Source organism: Brevibacterium sp. Z349TD_9 (genome assembly GCF_056173565.1).
In genome coordinates this window covers 211,320-229,506 of record NZ_CM149680.1, presented here as the reverse complement: position 1 = coordinate 229,506, position 18,187 = coordinate 211,320, and the positions used below count along the sequence as shown (strand labels likewise).

The 18,187-nt window shown below is 65.1% G+C and carries 13 protein-coding genes and 1 pseudogene; 7 read left to right on the top strand and 7 right to left on the bottom strand.

Annotation, left to right across the window (positions count from 1 at the left end; all coding sequences use genetic code 11):
• The 3 genes and pseudogenes from AC0VYB_RS01025 to AC0VYB_RS01015 all read left to right on the top strand — a co-directional run.
• A pseudogene (locus AC0VYB_RS01025) lies at window positions 1-600 on the top strand (DEAD/DEAH box helicase); the annotation flags it as partial.
• A gap of 156 nt (window positions 601-756) precedes the next feature.
• On the top strand, window positions 757-5,346 hold the full coding sequence (locus AC0VYB_RS01020; protein WP_475385272.1) for a helicase-related protein: 4,590 nt from the start codon (window positions 757-759) through the stop codon (window positions 5,344-5,346).
• Window positions 5,347-5,610: 264 nt separating this feature from the next.
• Window positions 5,611-6,723 carry a hypothetical protein gene (locus AC0VYB_RS01015; protein WP_475384924.1) on the top strand — a complete coding sequence of 371 codons (1,113 nt, stop codon included), beginning with the start codon at window positions 5,611-5,613 and terminating at the stop codon, window positions 6,721-6,723.
• A gap of 80 nt (window positions 6,724-6,803) precedes the next feature.
• Here the strand turns inward: AC0VYB_RS01015 and AC0VYB_RS01010 are convergent, their stop codons facing one another.
• Window positions 6,804-8,114, bottom strand: a complete 1,311-nt coding sequence (locus tag AC0VYB_RS01010; RefSeq protein WP_475384923.1) for an Nramp family divalent metal transporter — start codon at window positions 8,112-8,114, stop codon at window positions 6,804-6,806.
• 113 nt (window positions 8,115-8,227) lie between these two features.
• Here AC0VYB_RS01010 and arr point away from each other — a divergent pair, with 113 nt between their 5' ends.
• Window positions 8,228-8,638, top strand: coding sequence for an NAD(+)--rifampin ADP-ribosyltransferase (gene arr, locus AC0VYB_RS01005; protein ID WP_475384922.1), 411 nt, complete (start codon window positions 8,228-8,230; stop codon window positions 8,636-8,638).
• Window positions 8,639-8,752: 114 nt separating this feature from the next.
• Here arr and AC0VYB_RS01000 read toward each other — a convergent pair whose 3' ends face one another.
• The 3 genes from AC0VYB_RS01000 to AC0VYB_RS00990 all read right to left on the bottom strand — a co-directional run bounded on the left by AC0VYB_RS01000 (window position 8,753) and on the right by AC0VYB_RS00990 (window position 10,815).
• A complete protein-coding gene (locus AC0VYB_RS01000) occupies window positions 8,753-9,235 on the bottom strand; it encodes a carboxymuconolactone decarboxylase family protein (RefSeq protein ID WP_475384921.1) in 483 nt (160 codons plus the stop codon).
• A 44-nt stretch (window positions 9,236-9,279) separates the two neighbouring features.
• Window positions 9,280-9,654: a GNAT family N-acetyltransferase gene (locus AC0VYB_RS00995; RefSeq protein ID WP_009380084.1), complete on the bottom strand. Its 375-nt coding sequence runs from the start codon at window positions 9,652-9,654 to the stop codon at window positions 9,280-9,282.
• Window positions 9,655-9,723: 69 nt separating this feature from the next.
• A complete protein-coding gene (locus AC0VYB_RS00990; protein ID WP_475384920.1) occupies window positions 9,724-10,815 on the bottom strand; it encodes a pirin family protein in 1,092 nt (363 codons plus the stop codon).
• Between the two features lie 149 nt (window positions 10,816-10,964).
• On the opposite strand from AC0VYB_RS00990, the gene AC0VYB_RS00985 reads away from it, so the two are divergent.
• Window positions 10,965-12,221, top strand: coding sequence for a glutaminase (locus tag AC0VYB_RS00985; protein ID WP_366232256.1), 1,257 nt, complete (start codon window positions 10,965-10,967; stop codon window positions 12,219-12,221).
• 57 nt (window positions 12,222-12,278) lie between these two features.
• On the opposite strand, the gene AC0VYB_RS00980 is transcribed toward AC0VYB_RS00985, so the two are convergent.
• From AC0VYB_RS00980 to AC0VYB_RS00970, 3 genes are all read right to left on the bottom strand, one after another.
• Window positions 12,279-12,776: a MarR family winged helix-turn-helix transcriptional regulator gene (locus AC0VYB_RS00980; protein WP_475384919.1), complete on the bottom strand. Its 498-nt coding sequence runs from the start codon at window positions 12,774-12,776 to the stop codon at window positions 12,279-12,281.
• Between the two features lie 541 nt (window positions 12,777-13,317).
• Window positions 13,318-14,874 carry a PepSY-associated TM helix domain-containing protein gene (locus AC0VYB_RS00975; RefSeq protein ID WP_101624306.1) on the bottom strand — a complete coding sequence of 519 codons (1,557 nt, stop codon included), beginning with the start codon at window positions 14,872-14,874 and terminating at the stop codon, window positions 13,318-13,320.
• A 132-nt stretch (window positions 14,875-15,006) separates the two neighbouring features.
• Window positions 15,007-15,657: a hypothetical protein gene (locus tag AC0VYB_RS00970; RefSeq protein ID WP_238614752.1), complete on the bottom strand. Its 651-nt coding sequence runs from the start codon at window positions 15,655-15,657 to the stop codon at window positions 15,007-15,009.
• Window positions 15,658-15,886: 229 nt separating this feature from the next.
• Here AC0VYB_RS00970 and AC0VYB_RS00965 point away from each other — a divergent pair, with 229 nt between their 5' ends.
• A complete protein-coding gene (locus AC0VYB_RS00965) occupies window positions 15,887-17,734 on the top strand; it encodes a dihydroxyacetone kinase family protein (protein WP_222125962.1) in 1,848 nt (615 codons plus the stop codon).
• The gene (locus AC0VYB_RS00960; protein WP_009380091.1) at window positions 17,731-18,186 is read left to right on the top strand and encodes a ribose-5-phosphate isomerase; all 456 of its coding nucleotides are present in this window, start codon (window positions 17,731-17,733) and stop codon (window positions 18,184-18,186) included. The genes AC0VYB_RS00965 and AC0VYB_RS00960 overlap by 4 nt, the downstream gene beginning before the upstream one ends.
• Window position 18,187 lies beyond the last annotated feature (1 nt).

Sequence of the window (18,187 nt, the reverse complement as noted above, 5' to 3'; positions counted from 1 at the left end):
ATGCCGTTTCCAACTCCAGTGAAGATCGCTGACGACCTCCGAGATGCGTTCCTTCGCTATATCGATACCGCCTACGCCTTACGAGACCACACGCTTAGTAACGAGCGACGACGTCTCCTACTCGAGGGCCAAGGGAACCTGTTCGCACCGCTCATGCTTGAGCCTGTACTTCCCTACGATGGGGTCGCGTCTGTTGACGAGGCTGCGAGACTGGCGGGAATCGACGCCCGCGATCTCAGCGACGTAATTCGAGCGGTCTTTGGCGTGACACCAAACGAGCTATCGGATGTGAAGCTACGCAAGCATCAGGCGGCCGCACTCGCGACGCATTTCACGTCGAGTGTCCCTCACAATCCCGTCATAACGTCGGGCACTGGTTCTGGAAAGACTGAGTCCTTCCTAATCCCGCTCCTATCTCGGATCGTAGCTGAAAAGCGATTGAAGACGTCTCTGGCGCCGATCCACGAGTGGTGGAATCTGACGCAGCAGAGCGAAAACTGGCAACCGACTCGAACCGTCGGGATGAGTTCGGCGGCTGTCCGATCTGTGATCCTCTACCCGACTAACGCACTGGTCGAAGATCAAGTAGTGCGGCTTCGGCGGGCTGTACGCGGTCTCCGAAATCAGGAATCACCGGTTGACCTATGGTTCGGTCGCTACACCGGTGCGACACCAGGCTCAGGTGGAGTCCCAACCGGAAAGGTTTCCGGGTCGGCGGCTGCAGATGCAGCCCGAGGTTTGCGCGATCTATCGCATTTGAACGCCAAGCTTGCTGAACTCAACGACCCGGACCTCATTTCTCAGTTCCAGGACCCCTTCGCAGGCGAACTCATCACCCGCTGGGACATGATCGCCACTCCGCCCGACGTTCTGGTAACGAACTATTCGATGCTCAACGTCATGTTGATGCGCGATGTCGAGGAGCCAATCTTCGAATCCACGCGACAGTGGCTCCAGCAATCGTCCGATCACGTTTTCACTCTCGTCGTCGACGAACTGCACCTGTACCGCGGCAGCACCGGTGCCGAAGTCGGAATGGTCGTCCGGAACCTGGCATCGCGCCTTGGGCTCGAGCCGTCGTCCGATCAGTTCAGAATTATCGCGACGAGCGCCTCACTCCCTGGCGACGACTCGGGCCTGGAGTATTTGGAGCGCTTTTTCGGTGTCGGCCGAGCGTCCTTCCTGATCGAACCGGGGCAACCACGATCACTCGTTTCTGGTGAAAAGCCAGCTGCGGCCGATGTGTTGAGCATCCCACCGAATGAACGTGCAAATGTCGCGACAAGAGATCAGTGGTCGGAGACCATCGCGGCAGCGTGCAGCGACCATGACGGTAGCCGTCCAAAAGCCACGCGTATCGACACCGTGGCGACCCGCATCTTCGGCGACGACCCACTGGCGCCGAAGGCGCTGGCAGCGATGCTTTGCGGCCTCGCCGACGTCGCCAAGCCTGCAATCCCGTTCCGTGGTCATGTGATGATGCGAGGGATGCGTGGCCTTTGGGCCTGCTCTGATCCCGGTTGCCCGGGTGGCGCCGATTCAAAGCCACGACGAGTTGGTCGGATGTACGATACCCCACGGTCCACATGCGCTGAGTGTGGCGCACGCGTACTTGAACTACTGTACTGTTTCGAGTGTGGCGACGTGAGCCTCGGCGGGTACGTCGTCGATCGGCCCGAACGTGGCGCTGTGGTGCTTTCAACTACCCCGGTCGCACCCGGTGAGAATTCCGGTGACTTCGTGTACCGAAGAAGCGATAACGAGTACAGATGGCTCTGGCTCGGCTCGCCTGTTCCCGACGCCCCAAACAGGCACAAGCTCCCTGTCGACATCGACGAGAATCGGGCCACGATCGAGACCAATTTTGGTGCCGCTACCTGGGATCCTAACCTCGGTTTGCTCACTCCTGGCAACTCTTCCAACGGAATCCCAGCGGTAGTTCTTAACCACAATGCGGGCGATGACAGTGGGCTGGCCCTGCCCGCACTTCCGGAAGCCTGCCCTCGCTGCGGTGGAAGTCAGGACAACCGCGACGCATCTGTGTACTTCGCAGGAAACGTCCGGTCGCCGATCCGCGCACACACTTCAGGTCGCGCACAGCTCAACCAGATGGCGGTATCCCAACTTTTTCGTAGCCTTGGTTCTGACGCGACGGAATCGAGAACGATCGTCTTCACCGACAGCAGGGATGACTCTGCACGGATCGCCGCAGGGATTGCTCTCAACAACTTCCGCGACCAAGTACGGCAAGTCGTTCGGCAGCTTTTACACGGACGCGAGAACCCCGTGCCGTTACTGCGGGAACTCATCAAGGGTGAACTCGCTGGTGATGATCTCCAACGGGGCGAGCAACTACGTGCTAGCCGCCGGGAGCTCTTCGACAAAATCCGGCTCGAGAGTCTCGGTGCAGCTGATCCAGCGGACAAAGAGACGATCGCTGCTGCGGAGCGAGAGACCGAATCGCTGCCGTGGGCAACGCTCATCCACGACGCCGAGCGGGTGATGCTCGAAGTTGGCGTTAACCCAGCCGGACCAGGGCCATCCGTAGCAGAAAGCGCGGGCGATGCCCCTTGGTACCGTGCTTATGAACCCCCGGTCCGCTGCGCCTGGGAGCCACTTGCTGATGCAGTGGCACGTCCAATTCGCCAAGATCGCTACCGTCTCACTGCTAAGGTCGTTGCCGAAGCAGTTTTCGATCGAGCTTCACGCGACCTCGAATCTACCCGGCTAGGCGTAGTTCGAGCGCGACCATCAGCACCAAACAACTGGGGCATTTCGGCGGAGACTGCTGCCGATGTCCTGGCCAGCGTCATTCGCCTCCTCGGGATTGCAAAGCGGTTTGAAGGCGGGTACTCAGCCAGATCAAGTTCCGCGCCAAAGGTTGTAGATACTTTCCTGAAGCGCGTTGCCGCGAAACATCAGGTTGACTGGCAGATCTTGGTAGCAAACATCGGCGAGTTCTTGCGCACGAGCAGCATAGTCGACGAGACGTGGACGTTGAAGACCCAGACTGGTCAAGATGCTCTCGAGCTCAAGACACCCGGCGATAAGGTATGGGTTTGCGAAAACTGCGGAACTACCCACCTGCATCCTTCGGCTGGCGTCTGCACCAATGAGGAATGCCCAAATGGTGTGCTCCACGAAGAGGAATGGTCTGAAGAATTCGACTACTACGGATGGCTCGCCTCACAACCGCTTCGACGTATGCGTGTCGCTGAGCTTACCGGTCAGACCAGGCTTAGCGACCAACGCACGCGGCAACGTCTGTTCAAGGGGGCGACGCTTCCTGCTCCTGCCGAGAGCGCTTTGGCCGACCCTCTCGACTTGCTTTCGGTGACAACCACGATGGAAGTCGGCGTCGATATCGGGTCGCTCAGAGCCGTAGCAATGGCGAATATGCCACCTCAACGATTCAATTATCAACAGCGGGTTGGTCGAGCTGGACGTGCTGGTCAACCGTTCTCGTTCGCAGTCACCGTCTCGCGGGACCGAGCCCACGATGATTACTACTTCCAGGCACCGGAGAAAATGACCGCGGCCGATCCTCCACCGCCATTCATTGACCTGTCGCGGCCCCGGATTGTCCGTCGAGTGATCGCGGCAGAACTGCTGCGCCGTGCTTTCCTGACCGTCCAGAATCCGCCCAGGCGAACTAGTGACAGCATCCACGGAACGTTCGGATTAACCCATGATTGGCCACAACGGAAATCCGACATCGACGCATGGCTTCGAGCATCTAGCGACGTCCACGTGGTCTGCACACGGTTCAGTGCCTACACGGCTCTGGATGTAGATGAACTCAATGACTGGGCGCGAAATGGTCTCGTCAACGACATCGATGAAGCTGTCGGCAACCCGTATTTTCAACACACCGAACTTAGCGAATTGCTCGCAAACGCCGGGGTGCTCCCAATGTTTGGCTTCCCGACGAGAGTGCGGCCGCTCTACTCAAAGCCGCTCCGTGGTGCTAGCGACGCAGAAAGTCATACAGTGGCCGATCGCGATCTTCGAATGTCCATCACGGCATTTGCCCCTGGAGCAGTTGTTGTGAAGGATGGCGCAGAACACCTCGCAGTCGGCTTTGCTGCCTACAACGTCATCGGGAAAAGTCTACGCGCGAAAGACCCTCTCGGGGCGCCTTTCCCAGTTCACCGTTGTGGGCAGTGTGGAAGCCTCGACACGCGGCCTACCGAGGAGTCACTCAGGTGTTCAGTCTGCGGAGAGGAAATGAGGGCGTTTTCGCTCTACCAGCCTGAGGGCTACCGGACTATTTACAGCAATCCGGACTACGACGACTCGCACATCACGCCAATGTACGCCGGCTACTCCGAGCTTTCGACCAACACTGAACTCGGGCAGGAAGCGAGACTCAACGGCGTTTCACTTCGGCTACTCGAACAGGCGGAAGTCGTAGCCGTGAACGACAACAACCGCAAACTTTTCGATCTCAGTCGGCAATCAGACGGGTCGGTGATTGCTCAGAATCGCGATCTCTATCGCCGTCCGCTGCCAGACTTTATGCGAACTGGCGGGCAAGCCCTCGACTCAGCAGCGATCGGCGAAGTCCGTCGGACCGATGTGCTGCTAATTGGCCTCGATGGATTGGCACTCCCAGAAGGTGCGGTCGCCACGATGCCCTGGGCGTGTCCGGCCGGCAAAGGCGCGTTGCTCTCCTTTGCCGAGTTGCTCCGCAACGCTGCAAAGGAATACTTGGACATCGAGCAGTCTGAACTCGAGGTCGGGCTACAACCCACACGCATCAGCAACACCGTTTCAGCGCGGGTGTTCCTTGCCGACGCCCTCGACAATGGCGCTGGATATGCATTGGAGCTCGGCGAGCCGACGACGTTCAGGAAGCTACTTACCTCAATCAGTGAAGAAACTGGTCGACGGCTCCGTGACGACCCACATGGCACAGCCTGCACGTCCTCCTGCCCGGGGTGCCTCCGCAACTACGAAAATCGCTTCAATCACTGGGCGCTGGACTGGCGACTGGGGCTCGACGTCGTAGACCTCGTTCTCGGGAGAAGCCTCGAGTTTTCCCATTGGACCGATCGAACCGCCGCGTTGATGCGGAGCTTCGTTGACGGTTACGGCCCGCATCTTCGAATCGAGCAACAGTTGGTCAACGGACTACCAACCCTCGTGTCGCCAGAGGGCCAAGGTACCGCTGTAGTCATTGGTCATCCGCTCTGGCGGCACGAAGATACACATTGGAATCCGAATGTGAGACAGGCCGTGACTGAGCTAAAGGGACTCGGTTTGTCACGTATCGAAGTTTCCGACACATTCGTCCTCGACCGCACACCGATCACAATATTTAATGCGTTGCTTGAGAGTGCGTGAAGTTGACTGTTGCAATTTACAGGATCGGAACGAAAGCGGCCACGAATGCACAGATCGTCCTGAAAATATAGAACCCGCGACTTCAGCCAGAGCCAGCAAATAAACTTCTCACTCTAGAGAACGCCGGTCGATCTCACTTTGCCGCTTCATAAATAGGGATTTAGTAGGTCTGCCGGTTTTTCAGCAGTCCCAACTCAGGTCGGCCATCCAGAGACTCCCAGTTCATACTCAGTGCAGCGACCCATTCTCCCCGAGGAGCCACCGATGACCCGCCACACCTTGTCTCCCGAAGCCACCGGCACGGTCGGCCCGGGTGCCCAATGGATCACTGACAGCAACGGAGCGCGCACCCATGCTGATCCCCTGAGGTGCGAGTTCGCCGGCTGGCTCGGTGACGATCTCGTCAGCGTCGCACCGGACTTCATCGTCTCCGGAACGCTCGCCGATGTGCTGCGCGCCTCTGACCTCACCGGGTTCGAGCTGCGCGCCGACCCCGTCATCACGAAGTCATCCGAGTTCGTCTCCGAAAGCAGCGCCGATTTCCCTGGTCGATGGGAACGCCTCGTCCCCAGCCCCGAGCCGGCTTCAGCCCCAGAAGACCGTGGACCTACCGAAGACACCGACTTCGCCCGCCGAGGCAGCGACCTCCTCGTCAGCGAACGCGCCCTGGCACTCCTCAACGACCACCGCATCACTCACGCGAGCCTCACACCGTCCGGCGACACCGCGGAGGCCAAGCGCTTCGCCTTCAATCAGAACCAAGCCGAAGAGACCGCCCGGGCTGCCGCTGTCGAGCAGTACGACGCACTCACACAGTCCGCATCCCACGAGACCGCGCGCATCACCGCACTGCTCGACACCACCCCCGCCACCACCTCGGCGGCACCGGCCATGAACACCCAGAACAAACGTCGGATTGCCGGCGATCTCACTCGGGTCGTTGGCGCACTAGGCGCGCCAATCGACGACGAGAAGGCCCTCACAGTCCTGCGGCTCGTGGACGGTCCGATCACGGTCACCGACTATGAAATCGGCGACCGCGACTACCTCCGTGGACAGATCGACGGAAGCGACCTCAGCGCCGTGCACATCAACCTCACACCGGACGCCACGGTCCGATTCGTGCAGCTCAACTTCCGCAGCCCGACCGGCGATCCCACGACCGCATTCCCTCGGATCGACTCCCTCATCGACGGGGCCGCACCCTTCACCCGCGACACAGTCATCGACCTGCTGGGCGACCCCGCGAAGACGACGACTGTCGCCCGCCACAGCATGATCTTCGACGAATACCGCATCAGCCGAAAACGCGTGCTCTTCTACTGGGCAGCCGACGACCACTCACCACAGACCATCGTCGTCGGCCGCAAAGCCTGAGACTCCCGCACGACGACGAACCACCTCGGCGAGAGCATCGACGCACCGCCGATCCACCCGACCGACACGGACGGCAGCCCCTACCCCACGAACCCCGACACGGATTCGATGACCTGGAGTACCGCGAGGAATCCGAAGAGCCCCAGGCACACAGCCAGGAGCACGTTCGACCACCAGCTGTTGCGCAGCGACTGCGGCACCGACGACCGGTTGAGGATGACGAGAAGGGCGAGCGCGAGAACGGGCAGGATGAACGCGCTGATCGCGGCGTAGACGAGGACCAAGGTGACCGGCTTGCCCAGGCCCATGATCACCAGGGTCGCCACGCTGAGGTAGATGAGGACGCCGCGGAACTCCACCGACGTCGCCGACATCTCGTACCGCGGCTCGTCCTGGTGCGGGTAGCGGCGCAGCACTCGGATGGCGTCGGCGGTGACGTAGGCGATCCCGGAGAATCCGCCGAGTACGCTCGTGTAGACGACCGCGAGGAACGACAGAAGGAAGATCAGCCGCCCGACCTCGCCGATCGAGCCCACGAGGCTCTCGGCGATCGCGAAGAGCGCATCGTTGTCGGCGATCGTGAAGCCCTGCCCGTAGAGGATGAACGCCCCCACCGCGCTCATCGCCACCGCGAATACGAACACGAGCCCATAGCTGATGAGCAGATCGAGGCGGACGACCGGCTTCCAATCGGCGCTGCGCCACGACTTCTCCCGGATCCAGAACGAATACGCGAGGATCCCCGTCGCCCCGCCGACCCCGCCGATGAGCGACATCACCGTGACGATCGACCCCTCGGGGAACACCGGGACGATCGTCGCCGCCGCGACCTCCTGCGCATCCTGACCTTGGAAGACGGAGATCGCAAGCGCGATGATCCCGACAAACATGATGATGCCGAAGCCCATCATCGCCTTCTCGACGATCCCGTACCGGCCGATGCCCACGAGGATCGCTGCGGAAGCCAGCACGACGACCGCGGTCGGCCAGAACGGCAGCACCGGGAAGATCGCCTGAAGGATGTTCGTCGCCACCGCGACGACGCCGGCCCCGAAGAAGAGACCGACGAGGAGTTCGGCGACGAGCAGCAGCCCCGGGAACAGCCGTCCCCCGAACCGTGTGAAGTGCGAGAGCAGTGTCCGATCCCCGCTCATCTGCAGCCGGGACACGGCGTCGGAGAGGACGAACTTGAGCAGGATCCCGACCGTGAACACCCAGATGAGCGCGAGCCCGTACTCGGCCCCGGAGTTCATCGTCGTGATCATGTCCGAGGCCCCGACGCTCGCCAGAGCCAGGACGATGCCCGGTCCGATGAGCCGCAGACGGCCGGTGAATGATCGGGGCGCCGAGGCGGGTGGACCTGACCGCTGCTGTGTCGTCTCCGAGGACATAGGCGAGACCTGGCTCCTTTGCACGAACTGACGGATCCGAGTGACCGGACGGATCCGCGTCACGGCTCGACTCCGTACGTACGGACGAATCGTCAGGTCAGTATATTGGTCCCATGGCTCAGCCCCTCGACGACGGACCGTTCTTCCACGGCACGAAGGCCGCCCTCTCCCCCGGCGATCTGCTCCGCCCCGGATTCGCCTCGAACTACCGGCCCGAGATCATCATGAACCACATCTACTTCACCGCCCTGCCCGACGGCGCGGGTCTGGCCGCGGAGATCGCCGCGATCGACGGCGCACCGCACGTCTACGAGATCGAACCGACAGGCCCCTTCGAGAACGACCCCAACGTCACCGACAAGAAGTTCCCCGGCAACCCCAACCGCTCGTACCGGAGCACCTCTCCGCTGCGCATCATCCGCGAAGTCACCGACTGGACACGCCTGAGCCCGGCAGACCTGCGCATGTGGCGGGAGCGGATCGCAGCGATCCGCGAAGACGACGGCGCAGAGATCATCAACTGACCGCGCCGACTGCCCCCGTTGACCGCGCCGGCCGACCCCACAGGCCAACCCTGACCCACTGGCCAACCGGACCAACCGGCGCACGCCGCCAACACGCCGCCACCCCTCAGACCCTCAGTCCGCGAGCTGAGCGGCCTTCTTCGCCCCCACCGTCGGGTGGTTGCTCGCGATCGAGATCCGGTTGAACGCGTTGATGAACGTCGCGATCCACTCGACGGCCGCGATCTGCTCGGTCGACAGGTGCTGTCCCGCCTCGGCGGCGATCTCATCCCGATCGACGGGCACGTCGAGGTTCGTCAGCGATTCCGCGATGAGCAGCGCCGCACGCTCCCGGTCATCGAAGATGTGCGACTCCCGCCACGCCGCGAGCACGTCGAGCTTGAGCTGCTCGACCCCGGCCTTCCGTGCCGCAGGCACATGGATGCTCAGGCACGTATGGCAGCCGTTGATCTGCGAGACGCGGGTGTTGATGAGCTCGATGAGGCCGACGTCGATGCCGGCGGCCACGGCCGCCTTGCGGGTCGCGCTCGCGGCACTGACGGCGGCCTTGTAGACCTCGGGATGCGACTTGTCGATGAAGGGCCTGTTCGCGTTCATGCTCTGCTCTCCCGGGTCCGACTCCCCTCGGGTCCGACCCGGACTCACGCGTTCTGTTCGACGTAGACGAAGTCCTCCGAGGTGGGGTTGCGGAACTTCCCGCCCTCGGCGATGTAGTCGTCGCCGGACTCCCGCAGCCTCTTGACGAAGAGCGGGCAGATCGCCACGACGGTCTCGCCCTTCTCTCGCGCATCGGCGAGCGCTTCGGAGACGAGGACCTTCGACAGCCCCCGGCCGCCGAACTTCTCGTCGACGACGGTGTGGTAGAAGATCCGTTCGTTGTCGTCGTTCTCACCGACGAGGTAGTGGGCGCGACCGGCGACCTCACCGTCGGCGACCTTGATGACGTAGGCGAGGCCAGGCTCGTCGAGTTCGACGGTGACGGCTTCGCCCTTGGAGTCCGTGAGGTTCTCGTTCATCGCTGGTGCTCCTTCTTCTCTGCTCTGGTGGGGATCTCTCGGTGCAGCCATGCTGCAGGTGGGGTCATACTACGCGGTGGTCGACGCTTCGGTGTCGGTCGTGGTGGCCTCCTCGGGTCCGCCTTGGACGTGCGGTGGCGGATTCCTCCGCGCCCGGATCTCCACGTCGGGCAGGGTCGGGGCGGGCAGTCGCCCGAGCCCCTCGGCGTTCCGGCCGGGGCCGCCCTGTCCGACGTAGCCCTCGACGACGCCGAATCTGTCACTGCCGGACTCCCATTCGCGCCGGTACTCGACGATCTCCTCATGGGAGCGTCCGACGAAGTTCCACCACATGACGATCTCCTCGGTGAAGGGCTCCCCGCCGAGGAGGACGATCCGTGCCGGATCCTCGCCGAGGTTGGCGATCCGCATCTCCGTCAGCCCGGTCCCCGTGTAGCCGATCCCGGCCCGCGGCACCGGCACGTTCTCGACGGCGACCTCGCCGGCGTCGACGAGCACACCATGTTCGAAGTCGGGGTTGACGGGCAGGTCGATGCTCGCACCCGGGTCGAGTCGGAACTCGGCTCCGAGCAGCGGAGTGTGCGTCGTCACGGGTGAGGACTGTCCCCACAGGTCGCCGAGGAAGACGAGGAACTCGCCTCCGTCGAAGCTCTGCGCTTCCGGCGCATAGTGCTCGAATTCGCGTTCAGGCTGGTGTCGGGAGGTCTCGGGCAGGGCCAGCCACAGCTGGACTCCGTGCAGGGTCGTGGTGTCGTCGGTCGAGACCTCGGAGTGGCAGATTCCGCGACCTGCGGTCATGAGGTTGACCTCGCCGGGGAGGACGAGGCCGGCGTTGCCGCCGGAGTCGATGTGCTGGATGGCACCGTCGAAGAGCCAGCTCACCGTCTGCAGTCCCGTGTGCGGGTGCGGGGCGACATCCATGCCGCCGGAGCCGGAGACGTCATCGGGGCCGTAGTGGTCGACGAAGCACCACGGTCCGATGAGGGAGCGCTGGCGCTGCGGCAGAGTCCTGTGGACGGTCATCGCCCGCGGTCCGCCCAGCGGCACGTCGCGGGCGGTGATGATCTCGACCGGGGCCCGACCGCGCTGGTCGCATTCGGGGCCCGGCAGACCGCCGGATCGGCACACCACCTGGTCGGGAAGGGTCTCAGCGTTGCTCATGGCGGCCTGCCTCTCTCACCGAACCGCAGCGACAGGTGGGGTTGTCTGCGCCGAATGCGATCCGAGTCGTTGCTCGTTCAACCATTCCATAGTTGTATGGTTGCGTCCAGGGGGCGGCCCTGCGCCCCCGCTCGCAGAGAGGGAGACCGATGCGAACGCCCATTCCCGACTACCTCGAAGAGATCCTCGAAGCACTTCGCTCTGAGGACAACGGCGCAGTGGCCGACTACATTCCCGCCCTCGCCGCCGCCGACCCTGACCGCTTCGCCGTGGCCGTGACCACCGTCGAAGGCCGCACGTACACCGCCGGCGACAGCGATGTCGAGTTCTCCATCCAGTCGATGTCGAAGCCCTTCGCCTACGCCGCGGCGATCGCCGATCGCGGTGTCGACGTCGTCGACGCCCACGTCGGAGTCGAGCCCTCGGGCGCGGCCTTCAACATGCTCTCCCTCGAAGAGGGCACGTATCGTCCGAAGAACCCGATGATCAACGCCGGTGCCCTGACCGCGCACAGTCTCCTCGTCGGGGCCGGGGCCTCCCGGGACGAGCGGGTCGAGCGCGCCCTCGAGTTCTTCTCCGCCTTAGCCGGGCGGCAGCTGAGCATCGACGAGGAGGTCTACCGCTCCGAGCTCGAGACCGCTGATCGCAACCTCGCGATCGCGCACATGCTCCGCAGCTACGGCATCCTCGACGACGACCCGCATGAGATCGTCGACGGCTACACCGCGCAGTGTTCGATCCTCGTCACCGTGGGCGACATCGCGACGATGTCGGCGACGCTCGCCGCCGGAGGCACCCACCCGATCACGGGTGAGCGGGTCATCGCCCCCGGCGCGGCCCGACAGACCCTGTCGGCGATGGCTGCGGCCGGGATGTACGATTCGGCGGGCACGTGGTTCACCGAGGTCGGCATCCCCGCCAAGAGCGGTGTCGCCGGCGGCCTCCTTGGCGCCCTGCCGGGTCAGATCGGCATCGGCTCACTCTCCCCGCGCCTCGACGAGCACGGCAACAGCGTGCGCGGGATCAAGCTCTTCCGCCGGATGTCGAAGGACATGGGATTCCACCTCATGGAGACCGAACCGACGGGCACACGGGCGGTCCGCGACGTCCGCACCGACGGCGAGGCGACGATCGTCGACCTCCAGGGGGCGATCAACTTCAGCAGCGCCGAATCGATCCTCCACTCACTCGAGCAGGACGCGCCGAGCACCGGCACCATCGTCATCGACGTCTCCCGCGTCGACGGCTTCACCGACGTCGGCCGTCGGATGGTCCTCGAGGGGATGCGCAGGCTCAGCCTCGACGGACTCACGGTGGGTCTGGCCGACCCCGAGGGGAAGCTGCCGGATCCGGACCTCGGGGACGGCACCTACCCGTTCGACGCGACCGGGTCCGCCCCGGTCTGACGACTCCCCCGCCGAGAAGGGCCTGAGCACTGCCCGACCCCGCACGGACGATGGGGCTCAGTTCCCTTCGGCCGCTTCGGCGATGTGATCGGACGGCTGGATCGGCCTGATCTTGCTCACGAGGGAGAACAGCTCGTCGGCCTCGGAGGCGGTGAGACCGGAGAAGCCGGCAAAGATGATCTCCGCGTTCGTCTGCGCCGATTCCTCGCGCAGCTTCCGGCCCGCCTCGGTGAGTTCGACGAGGACCCCACGCTGATCCTCGGGGTCGGGGCTCTGGATGACGAGCCTGCGGGCCTCGAGCCGGCGCAGCAGACGGCTGAGCGCACTGCGGCTGAGCACCATCGAACGCAGGAGGTCGCGGTGGCGGATCTGCTCGTCCGGCGGGGTGTTGATCAGGGTGTCGAACTCATTGAGGGTGAGGTTGTGGCGGTCGCGGAACCCGATCTCGAACTGCTGCATGAAGTCCTGGTGCTTCTCCATCATCAGTCGCCAGGCCGCGAGCTGGATGGGCGCGGTCCGCTTGAGGATGCTGCTCACCGGTGTGGTCTCGTTCATCGGTCGCCTCCCCGTCCTGCGGCGACGAGGCCGCACGAGAGTCGGGATCGGCGGGGTGCGGGGACCATGGCGACTCCTCCTGAGATGACGGTGAAGGCTGATGCGACGAGGAGTACGCCCCAGAGTCTGCGATGACCTGGCAAGTGAACTCTTCCCGACTTTTGTTGCCCTGACAACAATTTCATTGTTCAATGGAACTGTCCAGAGTTCCCACGGACCCGTTTCGCGGCAACACTGGCATCTCCCCTCGGAGTGCGCCCGGATGCATCCCCGCAGCTTCCCCATCCCGGGCTGTTCGTGCGGTGCCCATGGGCACCGCACGACTGAGGTTCTCATCCTATCCCGCGCCGAGGCGCTGCTTTCCCGTCCGTTTCCGTGCGGTTGCCGTTCGGCGGCAGTGCGATCGCCGAAGTCCCATTCACCGGGAATCCGCGACCGGAAGCGCCTGATACATTCGGCCCGCACACGCACGGCCGCCTCGGCGGGGAACTCGATCCCTCGCCGAGGCGGCCGCCCGTTTCAGTGCGATCTGACCGCGGTGCTATGCCCTGACGCGCTCAGATTCGGAGTCCGCCGCGGCTGCGCGCGCCTTCCGTCGGGCCCGCAGGCCAAGGAGGACGTCGACGGCGAGGAAGACGACGAGACTGAGCCCGACGAGCGGGAGGAACCAGGCCACTGCTGCACCGACGACGACGACCGACGCGATGCCCCACCACGGGGCGCGGGCGATCGCTCCTCTGGCGGGGGCGACACCGAAGCGGCGCGAGGGATCGTGCTTGGGTCGGCGCTGCCACCACATGACGTAACCCCAGACGACCATCGCGGCGATGCCGACAGCGAGGACGAAGAGGCCGATCTGGTTGGCGAGGCCGAAGAGCATGCCCATGTGGAAGAAGATCCCCCAGTGGGTGAGCTTCGCCGGGATGCTGTAGTCCTCGAAGTCGAGGCGGTCGACGATCTCCATCGTGTTGGGGTCGATCGCCACGGAGTCGACCTCCGAGGGGACGCTGCGCTGAAGCTCGCGGACCCTCCACGCGGTGTTCGCATCGGTGGGCGGGTTGATCTCGACGATGCTCGTGTTGACGTTGACCTTCTGCGCCATTCCGAGGATCATGTCGAAGTCCTCCGGTGCAGGCTTCGCGGCAGGTGCTGCCGCAGAGTCCCCGGAGGCACCGTGGCCTTCGTGACCGCCACCGGAACCGCCGCTCTCTGCGGCAGAGGAGTCGAGTTCCCGCGACAGCGACGGTGACCCCCACCCGAGGGCTTCGCGGACCTTGTCGACGTTCGCACCGGCCAGCTGCGACCAGGTGATGCCGGTCGCGGAGAGGAAGAGCATGCCGATCGCGGCCCACACGCCCACCGAGGCGTGCCAGGAGAAGGTGCGGCGCAGGCCCTTGCGCTTGTTGCTCGGGCGCAGCATCGTCGAGAGCTTCTTCGTCGTCTTCGCCCGCATGAACCAGAGGATCAGGCCCACCACGACGACGACGCCGAGCCATGAGGCGGCGAGTTCGCTGTAGAACTCCCCGGGTGCGCCGAGGTTGAGGTTGATGTGGAGCTGGTCGATCCACTTCCGCAGCGGAAGCGCACCTTCGGAGCTGAACGACGTGAGGTCACCCTGCACCTCGGCGGTGGCGGGGTCGATGAAGATCGCACGGGACTCGTTCTCCCCGAGGGTGGGATCGTCGTAGAGCACCCGGGTCGTCGCGCCCGGCTCAGGAGCCGGGAGCACGGCCTTGAGCGTCTCGGTTCCCCCGGTGAAGGCCTCGGCCGCTGCGACCTGGTCGGCCAGAGGCAGGGCGGGCCCCGTCGAGTTCGCGTAGAGCTCGTCAGCGTAGATGAGCTTCTCGAGCTGCGGGCTGAGCGCATAGAGCGCACCGGTCACCGCCGCGGTGAAGATGAAGGGACCGATGAAGATGCCGGCGTAGAAGTGGAGTCGGCGCAGCAGCGCCGAGAACCACCCGGATCGCTTCGCCGCCGCTTGTGCGGGCTGGTCGCGGACAAGGATCCGGCGCGCCGGGACGGAGTCGGAAGACGACTGTGCCGACGCGTCGGCGTCGGCGCCCGAACGTTCGGGCAGGGATGATGACGGTGAGGTCATGATCAGGCTTTCTGTGTCGTGGTGTCGGCCGCAGGCGCGTTCGGGCGCACTGACGGCGCGCTCGGCGGACGAGGGCGCGGTCAAGCCGCAGCATCGGTGGAGTCTCAGCCGAGCTGGTGAAGATGAAGTGGGTCAGAAAGCCGGGTGCGGGGGCCCGCGCCGGAGCACAGGAGAGCGGAGGGTCGTGAGCGCGTGCGGCGCGAGGACGGTGATCGCGACGGTGAGGCGCGGACGCTCCGGAAGCGGCCGGATCGTCACGAGGACGGGGACGATGGCGTCGATGACGCGGCGGGCGAATTCGCTCAGCCGCGCCGGCAGCGCCTCAGCCCAGTAGATGACCGCGATCGTGACGATCCCGGCGATGACGTGCATGAGCATCATCTGCGGCGACGCATGCGAGTGCATCATCGCCCCGGACCCGCCCATCGACGACATCGACGCCATCGCCGAGCCCGGGTCGTGGCCCATCCCGGCATGCTGCATCGCCTGGCGGTCGAGCGCCGTCATCGGGCCGGTCATCGTGTGCGTGGGCGTGAAGACGGAGAAGAGGGAGTGGAAGAGGGTCTGGCTGATCCCCACCGAGACGGACAGCCGCGGCAGGGAGAGCTTGCGTCCGGCCAACAAGACGCAGACGAGGGCGGACAGGGCGAGTGGAACGGCGATGCCCATGAGGGTGGGCATCGACCCGCCGCCGAGTATGTGGGAGGTGAGCGCAAGAAAGGTCGCGAAGACGGCGGCAGCAGCTCCGCGTCGGGCCCGTCGGCCCCGCATCTCCGGTTTCACGCCCACTATTGTCACATGATCGGAAGGCTGCTTTTGCCCGGTCGCACGGTCCTCGGCAACCTCACTTGAACCCCGAATCGAGGGCCCCTGACCGCGTGTCCAGCGGCGATGAGTCCGGATTCCAACCTGCCGTCGCGACCGATCCCCTCACCGGGATCGCCGAGGGGTTGCGCTCGATTTGTGATCCTATAGGATATTGGAAATAGGAACTGGTTCGAGGGGGAACTGCGTGACCCGATTGTTCAATGACCCGAATGACTTCGTCGCGGAGATGACGCGCGGATTCGCACTGGCATCCTCACGGTGGATCCGCTCGGCACCCGGCGGCGTCGTGCGTGCGACGCGATCGGCGGAACCGACCGTGTCCGTCGTCATCGGCGGCGGCAGCGGCCACTACCCGGCCTTCTCCGGCCTCGTCGGCCCGGGCCTCGCCCACGGAGCGGCGATGGGCAACGTCTTCGCCTCACCGTCGACGAAGCAGATCGTCTCGATCGCCAAGGCCTGCGACCAGGGTCGCGGCGTCCTCTTCAGCTACGGCAACTACGCCGGAGACGTCCTCAACTTCGATCAGGCGGCACGCCGGCTGCGCGACGAGGGCATCGACGTGCGCACTGTCGTCGTCACCGACGACATCTTCAGCGCACCCGACTCCGAGATCGAGAAGCGCCGCGGCATCGCCGGGGACCTCACGGTCTTCAAGATCGCCGGCGCGGCCGCCGAAGCCGGCGCGGACCTGCCCGAGGTCGAACGCCTCGCCGCCGCCGCGAACGACCGCACCCGGTCGATCGGCGTCGCCTTCTCCGGCTGCACCCTGCCCGGCGCCGACGCACCCCTCTTCACCGTCCCCGAGGGCCGCATGGCCATCGGGTTGGGCATCCACGGTGAACCCGGCATCGACGAGGTCGCACTCCCGACCGCCGCCGAGCTCGCCGACCTCCTCGTCTCCCGCCTCCTCGCCGAAGCACCCGAAGCGCCGGGTCGCGTGGTCCCGATCCTCAACGGCCTCGGGGCGGTGAAGTACGAAGAGCTCTACCTCCTCTACGGACTCATCGACCCGCTGCTGCGCGAGGCCGGCCTTGAGGTCGTCACTCCTGAGGTCGGCGAGTTCTGCACGAGCTTCGACATGGCCGGCCTCTCCCTCACCCTGCTCTGGCTCGACGACGAACTCGAAACCCTCTGGACCGCCCCCTGTTCGACGCCTGCCTTCTCCCGCGGCACGGTCGTCGGCGACCAGGTGCCCGCCCCACTTCCGGAGACCGTCTCCCCCGAGGCGCATCCCCAGGAGGCGGCGCACGGCGGGACCGGTCCCGACGCGGCTGGTCCCGCCGTCGCCCGTCCCGCCTCGGAGACGTCGCGTCGACTCGGACGCGAGGTCGCCTCCGTCCTCGCGGCCATCGCCGCCCTCCTCGACGAATCCGCTGCGGAGCTCGGCCGCCTCGACAGCATCGCCGGCGACGGCGACCACGGGATCGGGATGCAGCGGGGCTCGCAGGCGGCGGCCCTCGAAGCCGCCTCGGCGAGCTCCCACGACCAGGGACCGGCGGTGATCCTCCGCACCGCCGGGGAGGCCTGGGCCGACGTCGGCGGCGGCACGTCCGGCGCGATCTGGGGGCGCATCCTCGCAAGCCTCGCCACCGGCTTCGACGGCCCCGATGCCCCGACTCCATCCGACATCTCCCGGGCACTCGAGGCCACCGTCGCCGAGGTGCGGGCCTTCGGAGGCGTCGACGTCGGCGACAAGACCCTCCTCGACGCCCTCGCCCCGCTCGCCGCGGAGTTCACCCGTGCCGTCGGCGACGCCACCGACCCCGACGAGGGAGCGCTCACGGTCTGCGCCTCCGCGGCGGAGCGCGCCGCCGAAGCGGCGACACGCGGGGCCGAGGGCACCGCCGACCTCGCCGCCCGCCGCGGTCGCGCCCGGGCACATGGCGAGAAGAGCGTGGGCACCCCCGACCCCGGCGCGATCTCGCTCGCCCGCATCGCCTCGGCGGTGGCAGACGAACTCACCGCCCGCACCGGTCTCGAACCGGCTCCCACCCCACCCTCACACCGCGAACGGAAGGCAGCCCGATCATGACACTGCGACTCGTCATCGGATCCGACGACGCCGGCTTCGACTACAAGGAGGCCATCAAGGCCGACCTCGCCGCCGACGAGCGGATCTCCTCGGTCACCGACGTCGGCGTCGACGCCGACTCCCACACCTTCTACCCGTCGATCGCGACGACCGCCGCCGAGATCGTCGCCCGCGGCGACGCGGACAGGGCGATCCTCATCTGCGGCACCGGCCTCGGGGTGGCGATCTCGGCGAACAAGGTCAAGGGCATCCGGGCGGCCACGGCGCACGACTCCTTCAGCGTCGAACGCTCCGTCCTCTCCAACGACGCCCAGGTCCTCTGCATGGGCCAACGCGTCATCGGCCTCGAACTCGCCCGCCGGCTCGCCCGCGAATGGCTCGGCTACACCTTCGACCCGACGAGCGCCTCGAACGACAAAGTCGCCCAGATCAGCGAATACGAGTCCCGCTGAG

Bases quoted from the DNA above. Each gene is read 5' to 3' on its own strand.
- AC0VYB_RS01015 (WP_475384924.1), top strand. From the start codon at position 5,611: ATGACCCGCCACACCTTGTCTCCCGAAGCCACCGGCACGGTCGGCCCG.
- AC0VYB_RS01010 (WP_475384923.1), bottom strand. From the start codon at position 8,114: ATGTCCTCGGAGACGACACAGCAGCGGTCAGGTCCACCCGCCTCGGCG.
- arr (WP_475384922.1), top strand. From the start codon at position 8,228: ATGGCTCAGCCCCTCGACGACGGACCGTTCTTCCACGGCACGAAGGCC.
- AC0VYB_RS01000 (WP_475384921.1), bottom strand. From the start codon at position 9,235: ATGAACGCGAACAGGCCCTTCATCGACAAGTCGCATCCCGAGGTCTAC.
- AC0VYB_RS00995 (WP_009380084.1), bottom strand. From the start codon at position 9,654: ATGAACGAGAACCTCACGGACTCCAAGGGCGAAGCCGTCACCGTCGAA.
- AC0VYB_RS00990 (WP_475384920.1), bottom strand. From the start codon at position 10,815: ATGAGCAACGCTGAGACCCTTCCCGACCAGGTGGTGTGCCGATCCGGC.
- AC0VYB_RS00985 (WP_366232256.1), top strand. From the start codon at position 10,965: ATGCGAACGCCCATTCCCGACTACCTCGAAGAGATCCTCGAAGCACTT.
- AC0VYB_RS00980 (WP_475384919.1), bottom strand. From the start codon at position 12,776: ATGAACGAGACCACACCGGTGAGCAGCATCCTCAAGCGGACCGCGCCC.
- AC0VYB_RS00975 (WP_101624306.1), bottom strand. From the start codon at position 14,874: ATGACCTCACCGTCATCATCCCTGCCCGAACGTTCGGGCGCCGACGCC.
- AC0VYB_RS00960 (WP_009380091.1), top strand. From the start codon at position 17,731: ATGACACTGCGACTCGTCATCGGATCCGACGACGCCGGCTTCGACTAC.